General features: G+C 32.8%; 13 protein-coding genes and 1 pseudogene. 11 read left to right on the forward strand and 3 right to left on the reverse strand.

Going from position 1 to position 24,120, the window contains the following annotated elements; genetic code table 11:
- The first annotated feature begins 157 nt into the window (after positions 1-157).
- The 11 genes from ACFX5F_RS10135 (at position 158) to ACFX5F_RS10185 (ending at position 19,176) form a co-directional block, all read left to right on the forward strand.
- The gene (locus ACFX5F_RS10135) at positions 158-2,557 is read left to right on the forward strand and encodes a glycoside hydrolase family 31 protein (protein WP_379851931.1); all 2,400 of its coding nucleotides are present in this window, start codon (positions 158-160) and stop codon (positions 2,555-2,557) included.
- Positions 2,558-2,647: 90 nt separating this feature from the next.
- Complete coding sequence (locus ACFX5F_RS10140; RefSeq protein WP_379851932.1) at positions 2,648-3,463, forward strand: M48 family metallopeptidase; 816 nt, start codon at positions 2,648-2,650, stop codon at positions 3,461-3,463.
- Between the two features lie 177 nt (positions 3,464-3,640).
- Positions 3,641-4,951 carry an MFS transporter gene (locus tag ACFX5F_RS10145; protein WP_379851933.1) on the forward strand — a complete coding sequence of 437 codons (1,311 nt, stop codon included), beginning with the start codon at positions 3,641-3,643 and terminating at the stop codon, positions 4,949-4,951.
- 379 nt (positions 4,952-5,330) lie between these two features.
- Positions 5,331-7,781: an endopeptidase La gene (gene lon, locus ACFX5F_RS10150; RefSeq protein WP_379851934.1), complete on the forward strand. Its 2,451-nt coding sequence runs from the start codon at positions 5,331-5,333 to the stop codon at positions 7,779-7,781.
- A 178-nt stretch (positions 7,782-7,959) separates the two neighbouring features.
- Positions 7,960-8,979, forward strand: coding sequence for a type IX secretion system protein PorQ (gene porQ, locus ACFX5F_RS10155; RefSeq protein ID WP_379851935.1), 1,020 nt, complete (start codon positions 7,960-7,962; stop codon positions 8,977-8,979).
- Between the two features lie 7 nt (positions 8,980-8,986).
- Entirely contained in the window at positions 8,987-9,682 is a 696-nt protein-coding gene (gene cmk / locus ACFX5F_RS10160) for a (d)CMP kinase (RefSeq protein WP_379851936.1), read from the forward strand.
- Between the two features lie 74 nt (positions 9,683-9,756).
- Positions 9,757-11,013 carry a nucleoside permease gene (locus ACFX5F_RS10165; protein ID WP_379851937.1) on the forward strand — a complete coding sequence of 419 codons (1,257 nt, stop codon included), beginning with the start codon at positions 9,757-9,759 and terminating at the stop codon, positions 11,011-11,013.
- Between the two features lie 403 nt (positions 11,014-11,416).
- Entirely contained in the window at positions 11,417-13,198 is a 1,782-nt protein-coding gene (rpsA, locus tag ACFX5F_RS10170) for a 30S ribosomal protein S1 (protein WP_379851938.1), read from the forward strand.
- 276 nt (positions 13,199-13,474) lie between these two features.
- Positions 13,475-16,111 carry a T9SS type B sorting domain-containing protein gene (locus tag ACFX5F_RS10175; protein WP_379851939.1) on the forward strand — a complete coding sequence of 879 codons (2,637 nt, stop codon included), beginning with the start codon at positions 13,475-13,477 and terminating at the stop codon, positions 16,109-16,111.
- A gap of 31 nt (positions 16,112-16,142) precedes the next feature.
- Positions 16,143-17,069, forward strand: coding sequence for a PorP/SprF family type IX secretion system membrane protein (locus tag ACFX5F_RS10180; RefSeq protein ID WP_379851940.1), 927 nt, complete (start codon positions 16,143-16,145; stop codon positions 17,067-17,069).
- A gap of 10 nt (positions 17,070-17,079) precedes the next feature.
- Positions 17,080-19,176 carry an OmpA family protein gene (locus ACFX5F_RS10185; protein WP_379851941.1) on the forward strand — a complete coding sequence of 699 codons (2,097 nt, stop codon included), beginning with the start codon at positions 17,080-17,082 and terminating at the stop codon, positions 19,174-19,176.
- A 123-nt stretch (positions 19,177-19,299) separates the two neighbouring features.
- Here the strand turns inward: ACFX5F_RS10185 and pheT are convergent, their stop codons facing one another.
- From pheT to ACFX5F_RS10200, 3 genes and pseudogenes are all read right to left on the reverse strand, one after another.
- Positions 19,300-21,720 carry a phenylalanine--tRNA ligase subunit beta gene (gene pheT / locus ACFX5F_RS10190; RefSeq protein ID WP_379851942.1) on the reverse strand — a complete coding sequence of 807 codons (2,421 nt, stop codon included), beginning with the start codon at positions 21,718-21,720 and terminating at the stop codon, positions 19,300-19,302.
- Between the two features lie 101 nt (positions 21,721-21,821).
- A pseudogene (locus ACFX5F_RS10195) lies at positions 21,822-22,684 on the reverse strand (bestrophin family protein).
- Between the two features lie 28 nt (positions 22,685-22,712).
- Complete coding sequence (locus ACFX5F_RS10200) at positions 22,713-24,023, reverse strand: TolC family protein (protein ID WP_379852047.1); 1,311 nt, start codon at positions 24,021-24,023, stop codon at positions 22,713-22,715.
- Between the last annotated feature and the right edge of the window lie 97 nt (positions 24,024-24,120).

Genomic DNA, 24,120 nt, shown 5'->3' on the forward strand with positions numbered 1-24,120 from the left:
CATGCCAAAAAGCAAAACTAATCTCTCTTTATCTCATAGTCTCATTGTTAAATAACTACAACGTTTTCGTTAATAAGCATCAGATATACACGTGCTTACGAAGTATTTTTTGTAATTTTGAACACCAAAAACCTACTATAATTAATTCAGATACAAAATGATTACAAATACAGAATTAGAATATAAAGGGGATTTATATCCTACAAAAATAGTTTCATTTGAGCATGAAGTAGATTCAATAAGTTTTCACACTGATAATAGTGTTATACTAAAAGTGACCGTATTAAGAGATAGTCTAATCCGTTTTAGATTTACTACAAAAGGATATTTCAGTAATGATTTTTCCTATGCTATTGATAAAAGTCATTCTCATGGATATAACTTTCTTGAAGTTTCTGAAGTTGCGGATTATTATCAGATAAAAACCAGTAAAGTACAATGTAGAATTCAAAAAGCAGATATGAGATTATCTATTTTTGATTTGGAGGGTACTATTATTTTAGAGGATGAATTGGGTTTCCATTGGGAAGAAAGCTATGAATACGGTGGGAATATCGTAAAAATGAGTAAGGCTTCCAAAGATGGTGAATGCTTTTACGGACTTGGAGACAAAGCGACGCAATTAAATTTGAAAGGGAAAAGACTGGAAAATTTTGCTACGGATCAATATGCATTTCAAAAAGATCAAGAACCATTATATAAAGTAGTTCCATTTTATATTGGATTGCAAAACAAACAATCGTACGGAATTTTCTTTGACAATACCTTTCGCACTTATTTTGATTTTTGTCACGAAAGAAGAAATGTAACCAGTTATTGGGCTGAAGGTGGTGAAATGAATTACTATTTCATTTACGGACCAGAAATGCAGGATGTTGTCACTACATATACACATTTGACTGGTAAACCAGAATTGCCACCGCTTTGGGCACTGGGATATCATCAATGCAAATGGAGTTATTATCCGGAAAGCAACGTAAAAGAAGTAACAGCTAAATTTAGAGAACTTAAAATTCCTTGTGATGCAATTTATTTGGATATTGATTATATGGAGGGTTTTCGTTGTTTCACTTGGAATAAAGAATATTTTCCTGATCCAAAAAGAATGGTGAGTGAGCTTATGGAAGATGGTTTCAAGACCGTTGTAATTATTGATCCTGGAATAAAAATTGACAAAGAATACTCTGTTTATAAAGAAGCTTTAGAAAAAGATTATTTCTGCAAAAGAGCAGATGGTCCTTATATGAAAGGAAAAGTGTGGCCGGGGGAATGTAACTTTCCGGATTATACAAACCCAGCAGTTAGAGAGTGGTGGGCAGGGTTATTTAAAGAATTAATTTCGGATATTGGTGTAAAAGGAGTGTGGAATGATATGAACGAGCCCGCCGTTATGGAGGTTCCAAACAAAACATTTCCAATGGATGTTCGTCATGATTATGATGGAAATCCGTGTAGTCATAGAAAAGCCCATAATATTTATGGAACACAAATGGCAAGAGCCACTTATCATGGTGTAAAGAGATTTTCTTACCCAAAAAGACCTTTTATCATAACAAGATCTGCTTATTCTGGTGCGCAAAGATACACGTCCTCTTGGACAGGAGATAACGTAGCAACTTGGGAACATTTATGGATTGCCAATATTCAAGTACAACGGATGTCTATTTCAGGAATGGGTTTCACAGGATCTGATATTGGTGGATTTGCAGAGCAGCCTTCCGGTGAATTATATGCACGTTGGATTCAATTAGGCGTTTTTCATCCTTTTTGCAGAACACATTCTTCTGGTGATCACGGTAACCAGGAACCTTGGGCATTTGACGAGGAAGTTATTGATATTACAAGGAAGTTTGTCAACTTACGTTACCAATTGTTACCGTACCTATATACGATGTTTTGGCAATATATTGAAGAAGGAATTCCTATGCTGAAACCTTTGGTATATTATGATCAAGAGGATATTCAAACACATTATAGAAATGACGAGTTTGTTTTTGGAAACCAAATTTTAGTTTGCCCTATTTTAGAGCCAAATGCTTTAGGAAGAAGAATGTATATTCCTCGTGGACAATGGTATAATTATTGGACAAACGAAGAAGTAAAAGGAGGGAAAGAAGTTTGGATAGACACAAAATTCGATCAAATACCACTTTTTGTAAAAGCGGGTTCGGTAATTCCTAAATATCCTGTACAGCAGTACGTAGGTGAGCTAGAATTTGACGAGCTGTCATTGGAGATTTATTATAAAGAAGGAAAAGAAAAATCCGTAGTTTATGAGGATGCTCAAGATGGATATGATTATAAAAAAGGACGATATAGCTTTTTATCTTTTCAAACAACTGGGAAAGAGAAAGAATTAATCATTCAATTGCATAAAGAAGGAAAATATGATACTCCGTATTCTAAGTATAAAATAAATTTAATTGGGTTGCCATTTAAGATAAGCACTATTGAAGTTGATAATGTAAAAATTTCATTCGATCATAAATCATTTGAAGACGATAATTATTTAATAATAGATAAAGAATTTACAGAGTTGCACATTATTGGTGAATAAACAAAAAAGTTGATACTTTTGAATTTAATTATATAAGAGAAAAATTCATAATTATTTGTATTTTTGTATACTAAATTAAACTTAAAAATCATGAAAAAATACTTATTATTAGGAGTCTTTGCGCTTGGACTAATTTATTCCTGTGCTACAAATCCTCTTACAGGAAAGAAAAGTCTAAATTTTGTTTCAAACAGTGAGTTGTTTCCATCATCATTTCAACAATATGGCACTTTCTTGAAAGAAAACAAAGTAATTACAGGAACAGCCGATGCAAAAAGAGTTGAAACTGTAGGAATGAGGATTAAAGCAGCAGCCGAAAAATATTTGACCTATTTAGGACAAAACCAATATTTAAACGACTATCGCTGGGAATACAAATTAATAGATAATAAAGAAGTGAATGCTTGGTGTATGCCAGGAGGTAAAATTGTTGTTTATTCCGGAATATTACCTATTACTAAAGATGATACAGGTTTAGCGACTGTGATGGGACATGAAGTTTCTCATGCTTTAGCAAATCATGGTGCACAAAGAATGAGTGCTGCTCAATTGCAACAATTAGGAGCGGTTGGAGTTGCCGTTGCAACAGGAAGCCAAAGTGCCGAAAATCAACAAATGTGGCAGCAATATTATGGATTAGGCTCTCAAGTTGGAGTAATGCTTCCATTTAGCAGGAGTCATGAAAGTGAAGCTGATAAAATAGGACTTACACTTATGGCAATTGCAGGATATAACCCAGATGATGCGATTGTCTTTTGGCAAAGAATGGCGGCAAAATCAAATGGTCAGGCTCCACCGGAATTCCTTAGTACACACCCGTCTGATGCTACCCGAATTGCGAATTTGAAAGCATTAATTCCTGAAGCTAAAGCAACAGCTGCAAAAGTTGGAATTATTTACAGATAATAATCATATTAATTAGTACATCTAATTTTATACAGAAGCTATTCTTTTTTAGAATAGCTTTTTTTGGTTTATCCTAACGGCATACTTATGATAACGAATTATTAATGTACGATTTCATCCCGTTTTGTGTAATGTTAAACAAAAAATAAATAAATTCGTATCATAAAAAAATGAAATATGAGAGGATTACAAAAAGGAGATAAAAAGCTTATTAACGCTTGGGCTTTTTATGATTGGGCTAACTCCGTTTATAGTTTGGTAATTTCGACAGCTGTTTTTCCTATTTATTATGAAACGGTAACAAGCGGAAACAATGGTATTGTTCATTTTTTTGGAACAGAATTCATTAATTCAACTTTGTTATCTTATTCTTTATCATTCTCATTTTTGGTAGTCGCGCTATTATCACCAATATTGTCTGGAATTGCTGATTATACCGGTAACAAAAAACGATTTATGCAGTTTTTTTGTTACTTGGGTTCGTTATCAGTCATGAGTTTATTCTTTTTTAAGGGACAGGACACATTGTGGATTGGAATTTTAGGTACCATTTTAGCCAGTGTTGGCTTTTGGGGAAGTATTGTTTTTTATAATTCTTATTTGCCAGAAATTGCTTTTCCAGAACAACATGATCGAGTAAGTGCAAAAGGATTTATGTATGGTTATTTTGGTTCTGTAATTTTATTGGCATTTAATTTGACGATGGTTATGATGCCTCAATGGTATGGGATAACAGATTCTTCTTTACCGGCGAGAATTTCGTTTTTATCTGTTGGTATTTGGTGGATTGGTTTTGCCCAAGTGACTTTTTATTATTTACCTAATAATGTATTTCATAAAAAACCCCAAAAAGATTATATTTTTAAAGGATTAAGAGAGCTTAAAGTTGTTTCAAAAAGTATAAATAAACTAACAAAATTAAAACAATTCTTAACGGCTTTTTTTCTTTACAGCATAGGTGTACAAACAATGATATTACTGGCTGGTATTTTTTTTAAAAAAGAATTGGGAATTACCACTAGTAAATTAATCATTATAATTTTATTAATAAATGTAATCGCTATTTTTGGAGCTTATTTATTTTCAAGAATATCAGAGAAAATTGGAAATATAAAAACACTAAAACTGACTATTGCAATTTGGGCATTTATTTGGTTTACAGTGTACTTTTTAGATGCTAAAAGTATATATATTGATATCCAAATATATGCTCTGGGAGGAATGATAGGAATGGTTTTGGGAGCGATCCAATCCTTATCACGTTCTACCTATTCAAAATTATTGCCTGAAACGGAAGATCACGCTACCTACTTTAGTTTTTTTGATGTTACTGAAAAAATTGCCATCGTAGTTGGTACTTTTATTTTTGGATTTGTAGCTTCAATTACAAATTCGATTAGGAATTCAATTTTTATATTGGCGATTTTCTTTGTATTGGGTTATATTGCTCTTAGTTTTATGAGTAAAAATGAAGACGAAAAAGAGTAGTATATAATTATTATTAAATAAGAAAAGGTGTTTTATTAAAAAGAGTGCCAAAAAAAGGTGTTTTTAAATTAATAAAAAGCAAAATTTTCTTCGGATTTTAATACCATCTTGCTAATATAAATTCATAATAGATTTCATTATTTTTTGTTTTAATTATGCTGTGAGGAAATAGATTTTTCTTTAAATATTTGTTATGCTTTTTTCTTTATTTGTAGGAAGATAGAATTAATTTTGCTTTCACTTTGGCATAATGATTGTCTCTTTAGGGTTGTACAAATTATTAGTGTCATACAACGATTTTATTTAAATTAATACTATGATATCTTATATTTGCTTGGCAAATGAAAATTTTTAATGACAAAAAGACTTAAATAAATATATGTCAAATCATAAAATACTTACTATTGACAATCTGTCACTTCAAGAATTTGATACTGAAGCAGATTTAATACCATTATTAACTCCTGAAGACGAGGAGGAGATGAATAATGAGGCATTGCCTCAATCGTTGGCTATTTTACCGTTGCGTAACATGGTTTTGTTTCCTGGCGTTGTGATTCCTATTACGGCTGGACGTGATAAATCCATAAAATTAATTAATGATGCCAATGCAGCTGGCAGAATCATAGGTGTTGTAGCTCAAAAAAATGAGCAGGATGAAGATCCTACAACTGATGACATCCATAAAATAGGTACTGTAGCTAAAATACTACGTGTTTTAAAGATGCCTGACGGAAACGTAACAGTAATTCTTCAAGGGAAAAAGCGTTTTGAAATTGACAGTGTTGTCTCGGAAAATCCATATATTACCGCAAATATTAAGGAAGTTTCAGAAAAAAGACCTGCAAAACACGACACGGAGTTTGTAGCAATTCTTGATTCAGTTAAGGAATTAGCCATTCAAATTATTAAAGAAAGCCCAAACATTCCAACGGAAGCAACTTTTGCAATAAAAAATATTGAAAGCCAATCGTTTTTGATCAATTTTGTTACTTCAAACATGAATTTGTCTGTTAAAGAAAAACAAGATTTACTGGCAATTAATGAATTGAAAGAAAGAGCCTTAGAGACATTACGTTATATGAATATCGAGTTGCAAAAGCTCGAATTAAAAAACGACATTCAATCTAAAGTTCGTTTTGATTTAGACCAACAGCAACGCGAATATTTCCTTCACCAACAAATGAAAACCATTCAAGAAGAATTGGGTGGCGTTTCACAGGAAGAGGAAATGGATGAAATGACCTTTAAAGCTAAATCAAAAAAATGGGACGAAAAAACGAAAAAGCATTTCGATAAGGAATTGGCTAAAATGCGTAAAATGAATCCGCAGGCGCCTGATTTTGGAATCCAAAGAAACTATTTAGAGTTGTTTTTAGATTTGCCGTGGAATGAGTTTTCAAAAGATAATTTCGATTTAAAACGAGCACAAAAAATTCTCGATCGAGATCATTTTGGTCTTGAAGATGTCAAGAAAAGAATGATCGAACATTTAGCAGTTTTAAAATTGCGAAATGATATGAAATCTCCAATTATTTGTTTGACAGGACCTCCGGGAGTTGGAAAAACTTCGATAGGAAGATCAATTGCCGAAGCATTGGGTAGAAAATATGTCAGAATTTCATTGGGAGGTTTACGTGATGAAGCAGAGATTCGCGGACATAGAAAAACCTATATCGGTGCGATGCCGGGTAGAATAATTCAAAGTTTGAAAAAAGCGGGAACATCAAATCCTGTTTTTGTCTTGGATGAAATTGACAAATTATCAAACGGCAGTCACGGTGATCCATCTTCTGCTTTATTGGAAGTTTTAGACCCAGAACAAAATAATTCATTTTATGATAATTTCTTAGAAATGGGTTATGATTTGTCAAAAGTCATGTTTATTGCCACTTCCAATAATATGGCTACTATTCAACCTGCTTTGAAAGACAGGATGGAAATCATCAATATGTCAGGTTATACTATTGAAGAAAAAGTAGAAATAGCACGTCAGCATTTATTTCCAAGACAATTGAAAGAACACGGTTTGACTTCTAAAGATTTGACTATTGGAAAAAAACAATTAGAAAAAATTGTAGAAGGATATACTCGTGAATCTGGAGTTCGTGGTCTAGAAGCTAAAATTGCTCAAGTAATTCGTAATGCAGCAAAATCAGTTGCAATGGAAGAGGAATATAACAAGAAGGTTACGGATCAGGATATAATTAAATCACTTGGTGTTGCTAGATTAGAAAGAGACAAATACGAAAATAATGATGTTGCCGGAGTAGTAACAGGTTTAGCTTGGACTTCTGTTGGTGGTGATATTCTTTTCATTGAATCGTTACTTTCTCCTGGAAAAGGTACAATGACTATTACTGGGAATTTAGGAACAGTAATGAAAGAATCAGCAACAATTGCATTGGAATATATTAAAGCCAATACCGAATTGTTAGGACTAGATTCAGAGATATTGTCAAAATATAATATTCACTTACACGTTCCGGAAGGAGCTACTCCTAAAGATGGACCAAGTGCAGGAATTGCAATGTTGACTTCATTAGTTTCGCTTTTTACGCAGAAGAGAGTGAAGAAAAATATGGCTATGACTGGGGAAATTACATTGAGAGGAAAAGTGTTGCCTGTAGGTGGAATTAAAGAAAAGATATTGGCTGCTAAAAGAGCAAACATCAAAGAAATTATTTTATGTCAGGATAATAAAAGTGATATTGATGAAATAAAACCGGAATATCTTGAGGGGCTAACTTTTCATTATGTGAAGGAAATGAATGAAGTATTGAAATTTGCTTTGACTGATCAGAAAGTTAAAAACGCAAAAGTATTGTAAAACCTTTTTTTGTATAATTTGAATTCCAAGTTCATTGCTTAATTTTTAAGTTTTGAACTTGGAATTTTTATTTTAATTCCGTTTTAATCTAAAACTTAGGTCTAAAAACAGGATTATATTTATATTATAATTTTATCTTCGCACTTGCGATTTACTATACAAAAACAGCTATTCAAGCATGCTCAAAAAACTTTTATTATTCTCTTTATTTTTAGTTTGTTCTGTGTCCCACAGTCAGATAGGAGGGAAGTATATTTATCAGTTTTTAAATTTAGTTACATCTCCTCGACAAGCGGCGTTGGGAGGAAAAACGATTACAATATATGACGAAGATGTAAATCTTGTCAATTTTAATCCCGCAACATTGAATGTAGAGATGGACAATCATTTAGCTTTGAATTATGGAAGCTATTATAAAGAAGTGACTTATGGGACCGCTTCTTATGCTTACACTTACGATCGGCATTTGCAAACTTTTCAGGCTGGTGTGAATTATGTGAATTATGGTAATTTTGAGGGTTATGACGAAAATGGTCAGCCTACATCAGAATTTACCGGAAGTGAAATTGCCCTTTCGCTCAGTTATGCCTATAACATCCCAACTACTACTATTCATTTAGGCGCTAACGCAAAGTTAATATCTTCAACTTTAGAAAGTTATAGTTCACTTGGTGGTGCAATTGATATAGGTGCTCTTTTTATTGACGAAAAAAACGATGTAAATTGGGGTTTATCCATACGAAATATAGGCACACAATTCACCACTTATTCCGGTACAAAAGAAAAATTGCCATTAGAAATTATTGCAGGTGTTTCTCAGGAATTAGATAATGTGCCTATAAGATGGCATCTTACTTTAGAAAATTTGCAACAATGGAATCTTGCTTTTTCTAATCCTGTAAGAGCGCAATCATCCATTGATGGAAGTTCTACTGAGGAAAAGGTTTCAACAATAAATAATGCTTTACGTCACGTAATTGTGGGAGTAGAGCTTTTTCCTAAAAAAGCATTTAATTTGCGTCTGGGATATAATTTTCGAAGAGCGGAAGAATTAAGGCTTGAGGAACAACGGAATTTCTCGGGGATTTCAGTTGGTTTTGGACTAAAAATGAACAAATTAAAATTTAATTATTCGTATTCGAGATATACATTAGCAGGAAATACGAGCTTATTTGGATTAACTATTAACTTACAATAATATCATTTTGGATAAAAAAATTACTATCGCGATAGATGGATTCTCTTCAACTGGAAAAAGCACTTTAGCGAAACAACTCGCCAAACATTTAGGATACGTATATGTAGATACGGGAGCGATGTATCGTGCCGTAACTTTTTTTGCCATGCAAAACGGATACATAAATGCAGATTCTTTTGATAAACAATCATTAATAAATAGTTTGCCGTTTATAAAACTGCAATTCAAATTCAATCCTGATTTGGGTTTTGCCGAAATGTATTTAAATGACGTGAATGTAGAAACAGCAATTAGAACAATTGAAGTTTCCAGTTTTGTCAGCAAGGTTGCTGAAGTTTCTGAAGTTCGCTCCAAATTAGTGGAACAACAAAAGGAAATGGGTAAAGACAAAGGAATTGTGATGGACGGCAGAGATATTGGGACTGTTGTTTTTCCGGATGCAGAACTAAAAATCTTTATGACAGCAAGCGCAACTACAAGAGCACAACGACGTTTTGATGAATTGCAGCAAAAAGGTGATGATGTGACGTATGACGCTGTTTTGAAAAATGTGGAAGAGCGGGATTATATTGATACTCATAGAGTTGACTCGCCATTAGTAAAGGCGGAAGACGCAATAGAAATTGATAATTCTTATCTGAACCGCGAAGAACAATTTCAAATTGTTTTAGATTTAGTAAATGATAGTACTAAAACGATATAATTTTTTGGAAATCTCTTTTTTAATACTAGATTTACGCCCTGTTAATTTTTAAAAATAAAAATACAACTCAACTTATGGGAATTAAAAATAGATTGGTTTTAATGAACTTTCTTCAGTTTTTTATTTGGGGATCGTGGTTACTTACTATTGGGGCGTATTGGTTTAATAACAAACATTGGTCTGGAACTGAGTTTGGAATTATATTTTCGACAATGGGAATTTCTTCGGTTTTTATGCCCGCTTTAACAGGAATTATTTCAGACCGATTTATAAATGCGGAAAAATTATATGGTTTGCTTCATTTTTTTGGTGCAATAGCCTTATTTTATTTGCCGCAAGTTGATAATCCGACCACATTTTTCTGGGTTATGTTAGCGAATATGTTTTTCTATATGCCTACAATTTCCTTATCAATAACGGTTGCTTATAATGCATTAATTGCAAAAGATATGGATGTGGTAAAAGATTATCCGCCTATCAGAATATGGGGAACCATAGGTTTTATTGTTGCACTTTGGGTGGTTAGTTTAACGCATAATGAAACTTCTGCAAATCAATTTTACATTGCAGGTTTCGTTTCTATACTATTAGGAATTTATGCATTTACACTTCCTAAATGTCCTCCAATGTGTAAAGGAGAAAAAGGTGCTTCTTTTACACAAGCTTTGGGACTGAATGCTTTTGAATTGTTTAAACAACAAAAATTTGCTATTTTCTTTATCTTTTCAATGTTATTAGGAGCTGCTTTGCAATTGACTAATGCCTATGGAGATACTTATATCCATGATTTCGGTACGGTTGATGCTTATAAAGATACTATTGCGGTTAAATATCCTGCAATAATCATGTCGATTTCACAAGTTTCAGAAACCTTATTTATATTGGCAATTCCATTTTTCCTGAGAAAATTTGGTATTAAATATGTTATGCTGTTTAGTATGCTGGCTTGGGTATTGCGTTTTGGACTGTTTGCTTTTGGAAATCCATCGGATGGTCTTTGGATGATTATTATGTCATGTATCGTTTACGGAATGGCTTTTGACTTTTTTAATATTTCAGGTTCTTTGTTTGTGGAAACACAAACGGATTCAAAAATTAGAGGAAGTGCTCAAGGTATGTTTATGATGATGGTTAATGGTTTTGGCGCCTTAATTGGTAGTTTTGCGAGTGGTTATATTATTCAAAAATATTTTACTATGGCTGATGGAAGTAAAGACTGGTTTCATATCTGGATCACTTTTGCAGCGTATGCTTTAGTTCTTGCCATAATTTTTCCTTTTGTTTTTAAAGATAAATTTGGGCCAAAAGTTTTGGGAGAAATTAATCACTAAAATACTTTTTCTTATAAATTTAACCCGATAACTTTTATAGATATCGGGTTTTTTAGTGCTGAAAAATCGCCATAAAACCTAACTATCCCCGATAGAGCCGATATCCTCGTAGCGCAGTGGAGAGATAAAGGCGAGAGCGGGAATTTTGGCTCTAAAAATGCCCCAATAATTCGATTCGAATAGTTAAAAGAAAGGATGCTGATTATCAGATAATTATCTTTTGGCTTGTTGCTTATTATCTACACGTAAATATTTTGTCATTTGATATAAAAGTGTTACTTTTGCAGACCTTTTGGTGAATAAGAGTTTCCTTTAGGTATCAATTAATTATACAAACAACTTCTGTTGTTTTCTAGCACATTAAGAAACTCGAGAGAATACAGAATACAAATTTTTAATCAGCATGTCTGAACAAGTAAAATCACAAGAAGAGTTTTTAGCAAATTTTAACTGGCACAATTTCGAAGAAGGTATTGATGCTGTTGATGAGAAAAACTTATTAGAATTCGAAGAACTAGTTTCAAAAACATTTATCGCTACGGATCAAGAAGAAGTGGTTGATGGTACAGTTGTTAGAATTACAGATAGAGACGTTATCGTTGATATCAACGCAAAATCGGAAGGTGTTATTTCATTGAACGAATTCCGTTACAACCCAGCATTAAAAGTAGGTGATACTGTTGAAGTATTAATTGACATCCGTGAGGATAAAACAGGTCAATTAGTGTTATCTCACAGAAAAGCACGTACTATCAAATCATGGGATAGAGTTATTTCGGCTAACGAAACAGGAGAAATCGTTAATGGTTTTGTAAAATGCAGAACTAAAGGTGGTATGATCGTTGACGTTTTCGGAATTGAAGCTTTCTTACCAGGATCTCAAATTGATGTTAAGCCAATTAGAGACTACGATGTATATGTAAACAAAATGATGGAATTCAAAGTGGTAAAAATTAACCACGAATTCAAAAATGTTGTTGTTTCTCATAAAGCGCTTATTGAAGCGGATATCGAAATCCAGAAAAAAGAAATCATCGGTCAATTACAAAAAGGACAAGTATTAGAAGGTGTTGTTAAAAACATTACTTCTTATGGTGTGTTTATTGACTTAGGTGGAGTTGATGGATTGATTCACATTACTGACCTTTCTTGGAGTCGTATTAACCACCCAAGTGAAGTTCTTGAATTAGACCAAAAATTAAATGTTGTAATCCTTGATTTCGATGATGAGAAAACAAGAATACAATTAGGATTGAAACAATTAAACGCGCACCCTTGGGATGCTCTAGATGCTAAATTAGCAATTGGAGACAAAGTAAAAGGTAAAGTAGTTGTAATCGCTGATTACGGTGCTTTCATCGAAGTTGCTGAAGGTGTGGAAGGTTTAATCCACGTTTCTGAAATGTCTTGGTCTACTCATTTACGTTCTGCTCAAGATTTCGTAAAAGTAGGTGATGTTGTTGAAGCTGTTATCTTAACATTAGATAGAGATGACCGTAAAATGTCATTAGGTATCAAACAATTGTCTCAAGATCCTTGGACTGATATAACTTCTAAATATCCTGTAGGTTCTAAACATTCAGGTATCGTTAGAAACTTTACAAACTTTGGAATTTTCGTAGAATTAGAAGAAGGAATTGATGGATTAATTTACATCTCTGACTTATCTTGGACTAAGAAAATCAAACACCCATCTGAATTTGTAAATGTTGGTGAGAAACTTGATGTAGTAGTATTAGAATTAGATGTTGAAGGACGTAAATTATCTTTAGGTCACAAACAAACTACTGCTAATCCTTGGGATCAATATGAAGATTCTTTCGCAGTTGGAACTATCCACACAGGTGAAATTTCTGAAATCGTTGACAAAGGAGCTACTGTAGAATTCGGAGATGATATCGTTGCTTTCATTCCTACTCGTCACCTTGAAAAAGAAGATGGTAAGAAATTGAAAAAAGGAGAATCAGCTGATTTCAAAGTAATTGAATTCAACAAAGAATTCAAAAGAGTTGTTGCCTCTCACACAGCTATCTTCCGTGAAGAAGAAGAGAAAAATGTGAAAACAGCTACTGAAAATACTTCATCAGCTTCAACATCTACTAATGCAGCAGCTGCAACTTTAGGTGATAACAATGATGTATTAGCAGCATTGAAAGCTAAAATGGAAAAGTCAGAGAAAAAATAATTTCTTGATTTTTTAAATATAGAAAGCTCCGCAATTTGCGGGGCTTTTTTTGTTTAATGTTGTCTAGTCCGGAAATAATGCTGCATAAAAAAACATAATTATGAAAACGACCACAAATCAAAAGTTCGTGTTTGGTTTCAAGTGTCTTTTTTTCATAATTATTTTACAATTATATTTTAAGGTAAAGAGAATTCATTGGTTTATTTAATAATTATAGTATTTATAAAATTTAGTGAGGAAATAGTTTAAATTTGGATTTAAAATTAAGGAATTTTTATGACTTTAAAAATACTCTTCTCTACCAAAGCTAACTTTTTACATTATATCATTCTCCTTTTGTTATTTTTTTCTGCAATAAATAGTAATGCACAATGTGCAGGAAGCGATAATAGTATAACTGTTTGCAATATTACGGATCCAAATAGTAGATCGATTAACCTTTTTAGTCTTTTGGGAACTTATACTACAGGTGGTATTTGGAAAGATAATTTTTTTTCTGGAGGATTAAACGTTTCTACGGGAATTTTAAACGCTCAAATGATCAATAAAAGTGGCGTTTACACTTATACTTATACTGTTGATAACGGTATAGGATGCAAAGATTCTGCTACCATAACAGTGATAATCGGTGGTTATTCTGGAATATCAAGTCCTAATGTTTCTGCTTGTAGTGATGACCTTAAGTTTAATTTATTCCAGGGTTTTAATGGAAATTTTCTTAGCCCTCAATCTAATGGAACTTGGTCAGATAATGATGGAACACGGGCATTAACGGATAACTTTCTTAATGCAACTAAGGCAGGTTTAGGAACACATTCTTTTACCTACACTATTCCTGCAATAGGAACGTGTCCAACACAATCTTCAACTGTTAATGTAACCGTATTTAGAGCTCCGGATCCCGGGATTGGCAATGTTGTATTGTTGTGTGATTCTGATTATTTAACCTTTAATACCAATTTAAACTTAAATGATATATTGATTGGAGAAGATGCAAATGGTAAATGGATGGAGGTCTCTGGTACCTCAGAATTGTCAAGCTCTTTTGATTCTACAATTGATGTTCGTCATATCTATACTACTTTAGGTAATGGAGCGTATAAGTTCATTTATTCTGTTTTGCCTTCAAATCCCATTTGTGAAATTAAAACTGCAGCGGTAACAATCATCATAGAAAAACAGCTTGATTTAACTGGCGCTAGATTAGTAGTAAATTCTGACATATGTGAAAACGAAGTTGCTACAGCAACCTATAATGCTGTTTTGAATCAAGGAATTCAAAAAATGACAAATGGAAGTTATTTTGTAACCTATACTATTTCAGAAGTTGTTGAACCAATTACCATTATTGCGAATTTCGATAATGGAGCTTTGATCTTTAGTATAAATCGACTTTATTTTCCGCAAATTGGCAGTTATACGATTCGTATATTAGATCTTGCAAGGGTAGGCAGTTTAGGAGCTTGCAAAAGTATAATAGGTTCTATTTCTGATATTTTAAATGTTTTTCCATTACCAAAAATCAATAATGCAACCTTGACGATTGGCCCAATTTGTAAAGGCAATGATGCTACGGTAAAAATCTCAGGGGACACAAATTTAACCGAGGGGAATTACAGTATTGTTTATAATCTATTAGACAGTAATATAGCCGTTGCGCAGCAAGCTTTTTTTAAAGTTGCAACAGGAACTGGAGCTTTTGTTATTCCGGCAAATTTGATTCCTGTTGTTGGCAACATCACAATTTCAATTACAAATATCACGAATCTCTCTACGGGCTGCACAAATGTTGCAAATATAACTAAAGAGTTTGGTGTTAAACCATTGCCAGATTTTGCAAATCTTAAGCTAGATATAAAAGATGTTTGTCAAAATCAGTCCGCTGTTGTTTCGTTAAGTGGATTAGGGATTTTAACTAATATTACCATAAATTATAATTTAACGGGAGTAAATAATGCAACAAACCAAACGGCCATCGTACCAGTAAACGCCGGAAATACAAGTTTTATAATCCCTGCGGGTTCTTTAAAAAATCCCGGGAATACTTCTCTGATAATTAATGATATTATTGATAATGTAGGTGGATGCGGATCAAAAATAATGAATGGAACAAAGAGCCTTATGATTAATACCGTTCCTAATACTCCTCTGACTAAGGACGAGATCTTTTGCAAAAATGATAAAAAAACAGTTGCCGATTTAACGCCAAGCGGAACAAAATACCAATGGTTCATTTCAGCAACAAGTACAACTACTTTGAATACTGGTACTCTTTTGGTTTCGGGAAATTATTACGTTAAGGAGGTCAATTCGGCCACTGGCTGTGAATCTGGCAGAACTTCAGCAGTGGTTTTGGTTAACGAGGTTACAGCTCCTGCATTAAACCAAGAGGGAGATAAATTTTGTGGTTTAGATAATCCTACTTTGCAAAGTTTGACAAATAATACCGTTACAAACGGGAATTTAGTATGGTTTGATGCAGCTATAAATGGGAAAAAATTAAATTCGGCACAATTACTTGTTGACGGTACTACCTATTATGGTTTTGAATTTTCAAGTAGTACAAATTGTTATTCTGACCCATTAGCAGTAACTGTATCACTTGCAAATTGTAATGTGACTCCAGATTTTTTTATTCCGGACGGGTTTTCACCAAATGGAGATGCGGTAAATGATACTTTCAGGATTCCTGATATCGAGTTTATTTATCCAGATTATTCTCTGGAAATCTACAATAGATATGGTAGTTTAATGTTTACGGCAAATAAAAATAAAGCCGAATGGGATGGGAAAAATTCGGATTCAAATATGAATTTAGATGGGATTGCTCCTAATGGCATCTATTTTTATATCATCAATTTTAATAAAGGGAACAGATTTCCCAAACAAGGACGACTTTATTTGAATAGATAAGTGTTCCTCTTTATATTAAACTAAATCTCAAATGAAAAAAAGAATACTAATTATAATTTTTTTATTTTTTATAATAAGGGTCTCTGCTCAGCAAGATGCGGAATACACACAATACATGTATAATATGAATGTGATGAACCCAGCGTATGCAACAGGGATGCAATCGATGCTGGAGATAGGAACAGTATACAGAACACAATGGGTTGGCGCGGTTGGCGCGCCAAAGACATTATCCGTTTTTGCTCACATGCCCGTAAACAAAAAAATAGAAATGGGTTTTTCTTTGATTTCTGATGATATTGGCGATGGAGCAAAAAAAGAAAATAACTTCTATGTTGATTTTGCTTATGTACTTCAACTGAATGATTCGCAACGGCTTTCTTTGGGATTGAAAGCTGGTGCAACATCGATACAAACTAATTTTAATGGTTTTAAGTTTGAAAGTTCATCTCCGGATTTCGCCTTTGAAAATGTAGATATTTTAAAACCAAATATTGGAATTGGTGCCTATTATTTTAAAGATGTCTACTATATTGGATTATCTGCTCCCAATCTTCTAAATTCAAAACACATAGAAGAAAGTTCTGGAATTAGTAATTATGGTTCAGAAAATGTTCATGTTTTTTTTACAGGTGGATACGTATTTACCTTGTCTGATTCATTCAAATTGAAACCAGCTTTTATGTCAAAATTTGTAAAGGGAACACCAATAGCGGTAGATATTTCTGCTAATGTGTTGTATAACGACAAATTTGAACTTGGCGCGGCTTATAGAGTGGGAGATGCAATTAGCACTTTGGTAAACGTAAAAGTAACTCCGAGTGTCAGAGTAGGGTATGCTTATGATTATACGATTTCTAATCTGGGCCCGTTCAATTCAGGAACACATGAAATTTTTCTTTTATTTAATTTAGATTTATTAGGCAAAGGGTTTGATAAATCACCGAGATTCTTCTAAAAAAATAAATATGAAAAGAATATTTCTAATTATAATTGTATTTTCATTACAACTAATAAATGCACAAACACCGGATTTGCAAAGAGCGAATCGCTTTTTTGAAAGAACTTTTTATAGCGAAGCCATCCCTTTGTATGAAAGTAGTATTAAAAAAAAACGTTCTATTGAGGTCGTAAAAAATTTAGCGGATTGTTATTACTATACAAATGATTATGAAAATGCCCAAAGACAATACCGCTTTCTGATGTCTAGATTCAAAACGGGGCTTGAGGAAGAATATTATTTCCGGTTTTCTCAAACACTGAAAGCGACAGGAGATTATGAAGAATCTAAGGCAGTCATCCGTGAATATCTGATTAGCACAAACGATAAGGAGGGATTGGTGAATTTTGAAAAAGAGAATAAGAATTTAGAAAATGTGGGTGCTATTGGAAATAGATTTGAAATTAAAAATTTAGCTGTAAACACAGTTAATTCCGAATTTGGAGCTGTGAAACAAGGACAGAATCTAATTTTTTCAGGTATTAAAAAGAAAGAAGGTTTATTTGATAATACATACAAATGGAATAATGAACTTTATCTCGATTTACTGACAGTAAGTTTAGAAAAAAGTAATTCAAAAGATTCAGTGGTGAATTTTTTCTCGGATGAATTAAATACATCGATGCACGAGGCAAATGCTGTTTTTACAAAAGATGGCAAAACGGTTTATTTTACCAGAAATAATTTTAAAAAAGGAAAAAGAGCAAAAAATAGCAATAAAATCTCCAACTTACAGATTTTTAAAGCAGAACTAATTAATAATAAATGGACTTCTATTGTGTCGCTACCTTTCAATAGCGATGATTATTCTACAGAACATCCAGCTTTAAGCAATGATGAAAAAACATTGTATTTTGCTTCAGATATGCCTGGTACTTTGGGCTCGTTTGATATTTTTAGTATTTCAATAAATAGTGTCGATTATGGAACCCCGAAAAATTTAGGAAATAAAATAAATACTCCAAAAAAAGAACAATTCCCTTTTATCTCAAAAGACGATAAGCTGTATTTTTCATCTAATGGTCATACAGGATATGGTTCTTTGGATGTTTTTGTATCTGAAATAGAGAATAATAGTTTTTCAAAACCATTAAATATTGGACTTCCGGTGAATTCAGGCTTTGATGATTTTTCGTTTACTATTGATTCAGAATCAAAAGATGGTTATTTTTCGTCCAACAGACCGGGTGGAAAAGGGAATGATGATATTTACGAGTTAAAAGAAACGAAACCTTTAGTATTAGAGGATTGTAAGCAATTAATTGCAGGAATAATTACAGATGTAGATACAAAACTGCCTTTAGAAAACGCTTTGGTAAGTTTACGGAATTCTGATAAAGTTGAAATTCAAAAAATTTTAACTACTCAAGAGGGGAAATTCAGCTTTACCGTTGCTTGTGAAAAGGGTTATTCTGTTTTGGCCTCCAAAGAAGATTATTCAAAGGATTCAAGATCTTTCAAACTCAACAAAGAAAGAAATAAAAGCAGCGATGCATCGATGACTTTAAAGTCTGTTTCGATGATTAAAAAAGAAGAGGAAATAGCAATTCAGAAAAAGAAAAATGAGGAAATTGCCTTACTTGAAAAAGATAAAACGAACAAACAAATTGCTGCTCAAAAAGAAATTGAAATTGCCCAAATTAAGAAAAAAGAAAAAATAGATAATATTATCGCTTCGGAAAAAGATGTGGTAAGAGATAAAGACCGTTTAATCATCAAAACGGATCCTATTTATTTTGATTATGATTTATGGTACATTCGTAAAGAATCAAAACCAATTCTAAATCGTGTTATTGAAATAATGAAAAAATATCCAGATATGGTTGTCGAAATTGGATGTCACACTGATAATAGAGGAAATGATAATTACAATAGGAACCTTTCTACAAATAGAGCTCAATCAACAAGAGCGTATTTCATAAATCAGGGAATAGTTGAAAAGAGAATTATTGCAAAAGGATATGGAGAAACTGTTCAAATCATAAAATGTGAGCCAAGTGAATCTTGCACCGAAGAACAACATGAATTGAACAGACGAAGTGAATTTGTAATTAAAAATTTATAGTTCTGATAAATATTTAAAACTCATAATAAAGGCAATCAGAATTTAGTTTACCATCGCTATTGCAAATAAAAAAGTCCCAATTCTAATTAGAATTGGGACTTTTTTATGGAATACAGTTACTTTTTATCTAAGGCTTGCTCCAAGCTCAGTTTCAAAATTATTTTGCAATTTCTTCATGATTTTATCAATTTGAGCATCGGTCAATGTTTTTGAATTATCTTGAATGGTAAAGCTCAAAGCATATGATTTTTTCCCTTCAGGAAGATTTTTCCCTTCATATACATCAAACAAATTAATATCTTTTAATAGTGTTTTCTCCGTTTGTCTTGCAACTGAATAAATACTGTCATACGTTACGTTTTGATCAATCAATAAAGCTAAATCTCTGCGAACTTCAGGGTATTTAGGAATCTCAGTATATTTTATTTTAGTAGAAATTAATTTTAAAATCAAAGCCCAGTTAAAATCGGCAAAAAATATTTCTTGTTTTATTCCGAAATTTTTCAAAATTGATTTTTTCACAACACCCAATTCCACTATTATTTCTTGGCCAAAGCCAATAGCAATTCCTTCAGAAAACACATCCGAAGTTACCGGGAGATTTTGTGTTTTTTGAATACCTAATCTTGAAAGTATCGCATTTGCATAACCTTTAAACAAAAAGAAATCAGAAGGTTTTTGAGCGTTGGTCCAGCTTTCCTGATTTCTGTTTCCGGAAAGAAATAAAGTCAGATGTTTACGTTCTTCATAACCTGATGGAAGATTATGGTACGTTTTTCCAAATTCAAATAATTTTAAATCAGCATTTTTACGATTAATATTATAAGAGATTGCTTCTAATCCTGAGAATAATAGCGATTGACGCATTGTTGCCAAATCATTACTCAAAGGATTAAGCATTGTCACATTATGCGCTGCATTTAATACTTCAGAAAGTTCAACATAAGATGCTGTAGTCAATGAGTTAGCCATCATTTCATTAAATCCTTGAGAATTTAATTGAGTGGCAATCGTATTTTGTATTTTATAATCTTCGTTTCTTGGAGAATTAGAAACCGTAGCATTTAGTTTTTTAGAAAAATTGATATTGTTATACCCATATACTCTAAGTATTTCTTCAATAACATCAATTTCTCTTTGTACATCAACACGGTAAGCAGGAATTGTTAATCCTAATCCGGCATCAGAAACGCTGTTTACTTTTATATCTAATGAAACCAATATTTTCTTAATATTATCTTTTGGCAATTCCTGACCTATAATTTTAGCCACTTTGCTAAAATTTAAAAATACAGAGAAGTCTTCAATTTTCTTTGGATATACATTAATTACATCCGATGTTATTTCGCCACCGGCTACTTCTTGTATTAATAACGCTGCGCGTTTCAATGCATATTCAGTAATAGTTGGGTCAATTCCTCTTTCAAATCGGAAAGAAGCATCCGTATTTAACTGATGTCTTTTGGCTGTTTTACGAATGCTTACGGGATTGAAGTAAGCACTTTCTAAGAAAATAGAATTTGTATTTTCAGAAACTCCTGATTTTTTTCCACCAAAAACTCCTGCAATACATAAAGGTCCTTTCTCATCACATATCATTAAATCCTCTTCGTGCAATGTTCTTTCTACATCATCAAGAGTTGTAAATTTTGTTCCTGCAGGAAGAGTTTGAACGATTACTTTTCCGTTAATTTTTGAAGCGTCAAAAGCGTGTAAAGGCTGACCTAATTCATGTAAAACATAATTCGTTACATCAATAATATTGTTTTTTGGATTTAATCCAATCGCTTTTAAACGGTTTTGCAACCATTCTGGTGAAGGTTTTACAGTTATTCCTGAAATAGTCACACCACAATATCTCGGCGCTAGTTTAGGTTCTTTTACATCAACATCTATTTTTAAAGTTCTTTTATCAACTCTAAAATTACTTACCGACGGTGTAATCAATTCAACATTCACACCACTCTGTAACATTCCAGCTCTTAAATCTCTGGCTGTTCCAAGGTGGCTCATGGCATCAGCACGATTAGGCGTTAATCCAATTTCGAATACTTCGTCATTTTCAATTTTAAATACTGTCGCAGCAGGAGTTCCGGGTATTAAAGCGTCATCTAATATCATAATACCGTCATGGCTTTCGCCAAGACCTAATTCATCTTCGGCGCAAATCATACCGTGACTTTCCTGTCCACGTATTTTCCCTTTTTTTATCGTAAAAGCGACCCCTTCTTTGTCATACAGCGTAGTCCCAATTGTTGCTACAGGAACTTTTTGGCCTGCGCCAACATTACTGGCACCGCAAACTATTTGTACTGGAACTCCATTACCTAGATCTACTGTCGTGATTTTTAATCTGTCAGCGTCCGGATGTTGGATACAAGTAAGAACATGTCCTACAACAATGCCTTCTAATCCTCCTTTTACCGATTGGTATTTATCAACAATTTCTACTTCCAGACCTAAATCTGTTAGCAATGCTGCTGTTTCTTCGGATTTCCAGTCTATTTTAATGAATTGTTTTAACCAGTTGTAAGATATTTTCATCTGTCAATTTTAATGAGGTTGCAAAGATAATCAATGTTTCCTGAGGTTCAAAGTTCGTAGCTAACAAAGTTTTAAAACCTTAATTTATTTTTCGATGCCATTTAAATTAACTCTTCTATGTGTTTTTTAATATTTGCGGCCATTTTTTTTGTAGGTAAATCATTTTCATCTGTACCAAAGGGATCTTCTATTTCCTCAGCAATTAATTCTAAACTAGCCAAAACATAAAAAATAAAAACAACAACTGGAGCTACATAATAACCTAAACTAAATGAGTAACCAAATGGCAAAGTCATCACATAAAAGAAGATAAATTTTTTAAGGAAAGCTCTGTAAGAGTAGGGAATAGGTGTGTTTTTTATTCTCTCACAAGCGCCGCAAATTTCGGTAAAGGACAATACTTCAGCATTCAAAATAATCAATTGATCACCTGTTATTTTTTTGAACTATATAAATCATTAATTTTTTGAAAGAGCATTTTTGCGACCTGATTGGGTTTGTGCTTGTGATGATCAATTTCTAAATCGACATCATCAAACAACTGCTTACTGGTATCAGCATCGTTCAGATGTTTGTGTAGAATCGATGCGTAACTGGGAATCATTTTTCTAAAATAACTACGATCTTTTTCATCCTCTAACATTACCGATAATTTGATAGCAAAATTCCGACTGTTATTAACTAGACTGCCCCACAGTTTTCGTCCTTCCCACCAACGATCATAGGCAGTATTGGTTCTGAAAACTAATAATAACGAAATCACAAAACCCAACATTCCGTGCATGATGGTAATATTCTTCACGTAACTGTTATCCGCTAATTGCCAATATTCTACTTCCAGATATCCAATAATTCCAGCGTAAACACCTATCGCAAGCATTACCGGAAACAAAGTTCGAAAGGTATCAGCTTTGTGAAAACGAAAGATAAAAGTAAACCAGTCCTTAGTATTGTATGAAATCATTTTAGGCTAAATTTTCCACAAATTTAATTTAAAAAGTAATAGTTCCTGCTAATTCTTTCAGCGCAATTTCAGATAATTTAGCTTGAAATTGAGCGTTGCTGTTACGTACTTTTGCATTGACATAATTCAATTGTGCTGTTCTGAACTCTAAGGTAGTTATTGTTCCTATTTTAAATTTATCTAATGTAATATTTAAATTCTGCTTGGCGATAACTTCATTTTTTTCTTCTAAAGCAATGAGTTCTAAATTGGTCAAATAGGTTTGATAGGAAGCCGCTAATTGAGAATGTAGCGCCAGGTTTTGTTGCTCATACGCTATTTTCGAATTGTCAATTTGAATTTGGCTAATTTTTTCATTTCTGTTTTGTGCAAATCCATCAAATAAATTTAATGAAGCACTAAAACCATAATTCAATCCTCTTGATGATGATTGCGTGGTAAAACCAAGACTTGATTGGCTTTCAGAAAAATTGTAAGCGGTATTTAGTTTTACGGTTGGATATCTAGCGGCTTTTATTTGTTTCAGTTGCAGTTCGGCAACATTTTTATTGATTATTTGAGCTTCTAATTGTGGATTTTGCTTTTCTGCTAAAGTATTCAATTCGGATAGGACTAATTTATCATCCACTACAATTACTTCAACTACTTTGAAATCAATTGTTGCATCTCTGGACAATATTTGATTCAGCATGATTTTAGTGTTGGCAAATAATTCTTTTTGTCTCAACAAAGCTACTTTGTCCGTGTTTAAGTCCACTTGTGCATTTAAAACTTCTAGTTTTGATGCTTTTCCTATCGTAAATCGGTTTTGTGCCAATGCCAATCGTTGGTTTGAAATTACGATTGTAGAGTCTAATGCAGATAACTGCTGTTGCTGTTGAACTAAGTCAAAATAAGTGGCATTTACATCACTTATTTTTGTAATTATTGTTAGTTTTAACTGGGCTTCACCTAGTTTTTGCAATTCTTTCAATTGGTCCATTTTTGCAAACATTCTGAACCCGTCAAAAATAGTCCAATCCAATCCAACTCCGTAATTAAAACTATTATTTTTGGCATTGTCCAATTTTGTTACCGTACCGTCAGATCTTGTTTGCGAAATGTTTTGAATCCCATTTGCATCCACAATTGTAGCAGTCGCTTTGGGCAGCATACCAGCATTTCCAGGACTTACATTGGTTTTATCAATCCGCAAATTATTAGAAGCAATTTTTATTTCGTAATTATTTTCTAAAGCAATTTTCACGGCATCTTCAACCGTTAATACTTCTTGAGCATTGGTTTTTACAACGCAAAAAAGTATTAAAATTAAACTTCGAAATAGTATTTTAGTATTCATCATAATTATATATTTTTTCCCCAGATTGACAAATTTTAGATATAAAATCTGTCTAAATCTGTTTAATCCGCATCATCTTGTTCCTTTCAATTTTTAA

It is taken from the genome of Flavobacterium zhoui (assembly GCF_042787235.1).
GTDB lineage: Bacteria > Bacteroidota > Bacteroidia > Flavobacteriales > Flavobacteriaceae > Flavobacterium > Flavobacterium zhoui.

Excerpts from the sequence above, each read along its gene's own strand:
- pheT (WP_379851942.1), bottom strand. The coding sequence starts at position 21,720 with ATGAAAATATCTTACAACTGGTTAAAACAATTCATTAAAATAGACTGG.
- ACFX5F_RS10200 (WP_379852047.1), bottom strand. The coding sequence starts at position 24,023 with ATGAATACTAAAATACTATTTCGAAGTTTAATTTTAATACTTTTTTGC.
- ACFX5F_RS10180 (WP_379851940.1), top strand. The coding sequence starts at position 16,143 with ATGAAAAAAAGAATACTAATTATAATTTTTTTATTTTTTATAATAAGG.
- ACFX5F_RS10175 (WP_379851939.1), top strand. The coding sequence starts at position 13,475 with ATGACTTTAAAAATACTCTTCTCTACCAAAGCTAACTTTTTACATTAT.
- ACFX5F_RS10165 (WP_379851937.1), top strand. The coding sequence starts at position 9,757 with ATGGGAATTAAAAATAGATTGGTTTTAATGAACTTTCTTCAGTTTTTT.
- ACFX5F_RS10140 (WP_379851932.1), top strand. The coding sequence starts at position 2,648 with ATGAAAAAATACTTATTATTAGGAGTCTTTGCGCTTGGACTAATTTAT.
- ACFX5F_RS10185 (WP_379851941.1), top strand. The coding sequence starts at position 17,080 with ATGAAAAGAATATTTCTAATTATAATTGTATTTTCATTACAACTAATA.
- ACFX5F_RS10135 (WP_379851931.1), top strand. The coding sequence starts at position 158 with ATGATTACAAATACAGAATTAGAATATAAAGGGGATTTATATCCTACA.
- ACFX5F_RS10145 (WP_379851933.1), top strand. The coding sequence starts at position 3,641 with ATGAGAGGATTACAAAAAGGAGATAAAAAGCTTATTAACGCTTGGGCT.
- rpsA (WP_379851938.1), top strand. The coding sequence starts at position 11,417 with ATGTCTGAACAAGTAAAATCACAAGAAGAGTTTTTAGCAAATTTTAAC.
- porQ (WP_379851935.1), top strand. The coding sequence starts at position 7,960 with ATGCTCAAAAAACTTTTATTATTCTCTTTATTTTTAGTTTGTTCTGTG.
- lon (WP_379851934.1), top strand. The coding sequence starts at position 5,331 with ATGTCAAATCATAAAATACTTACTATTGACAATCTGTCACTTCAAGAA.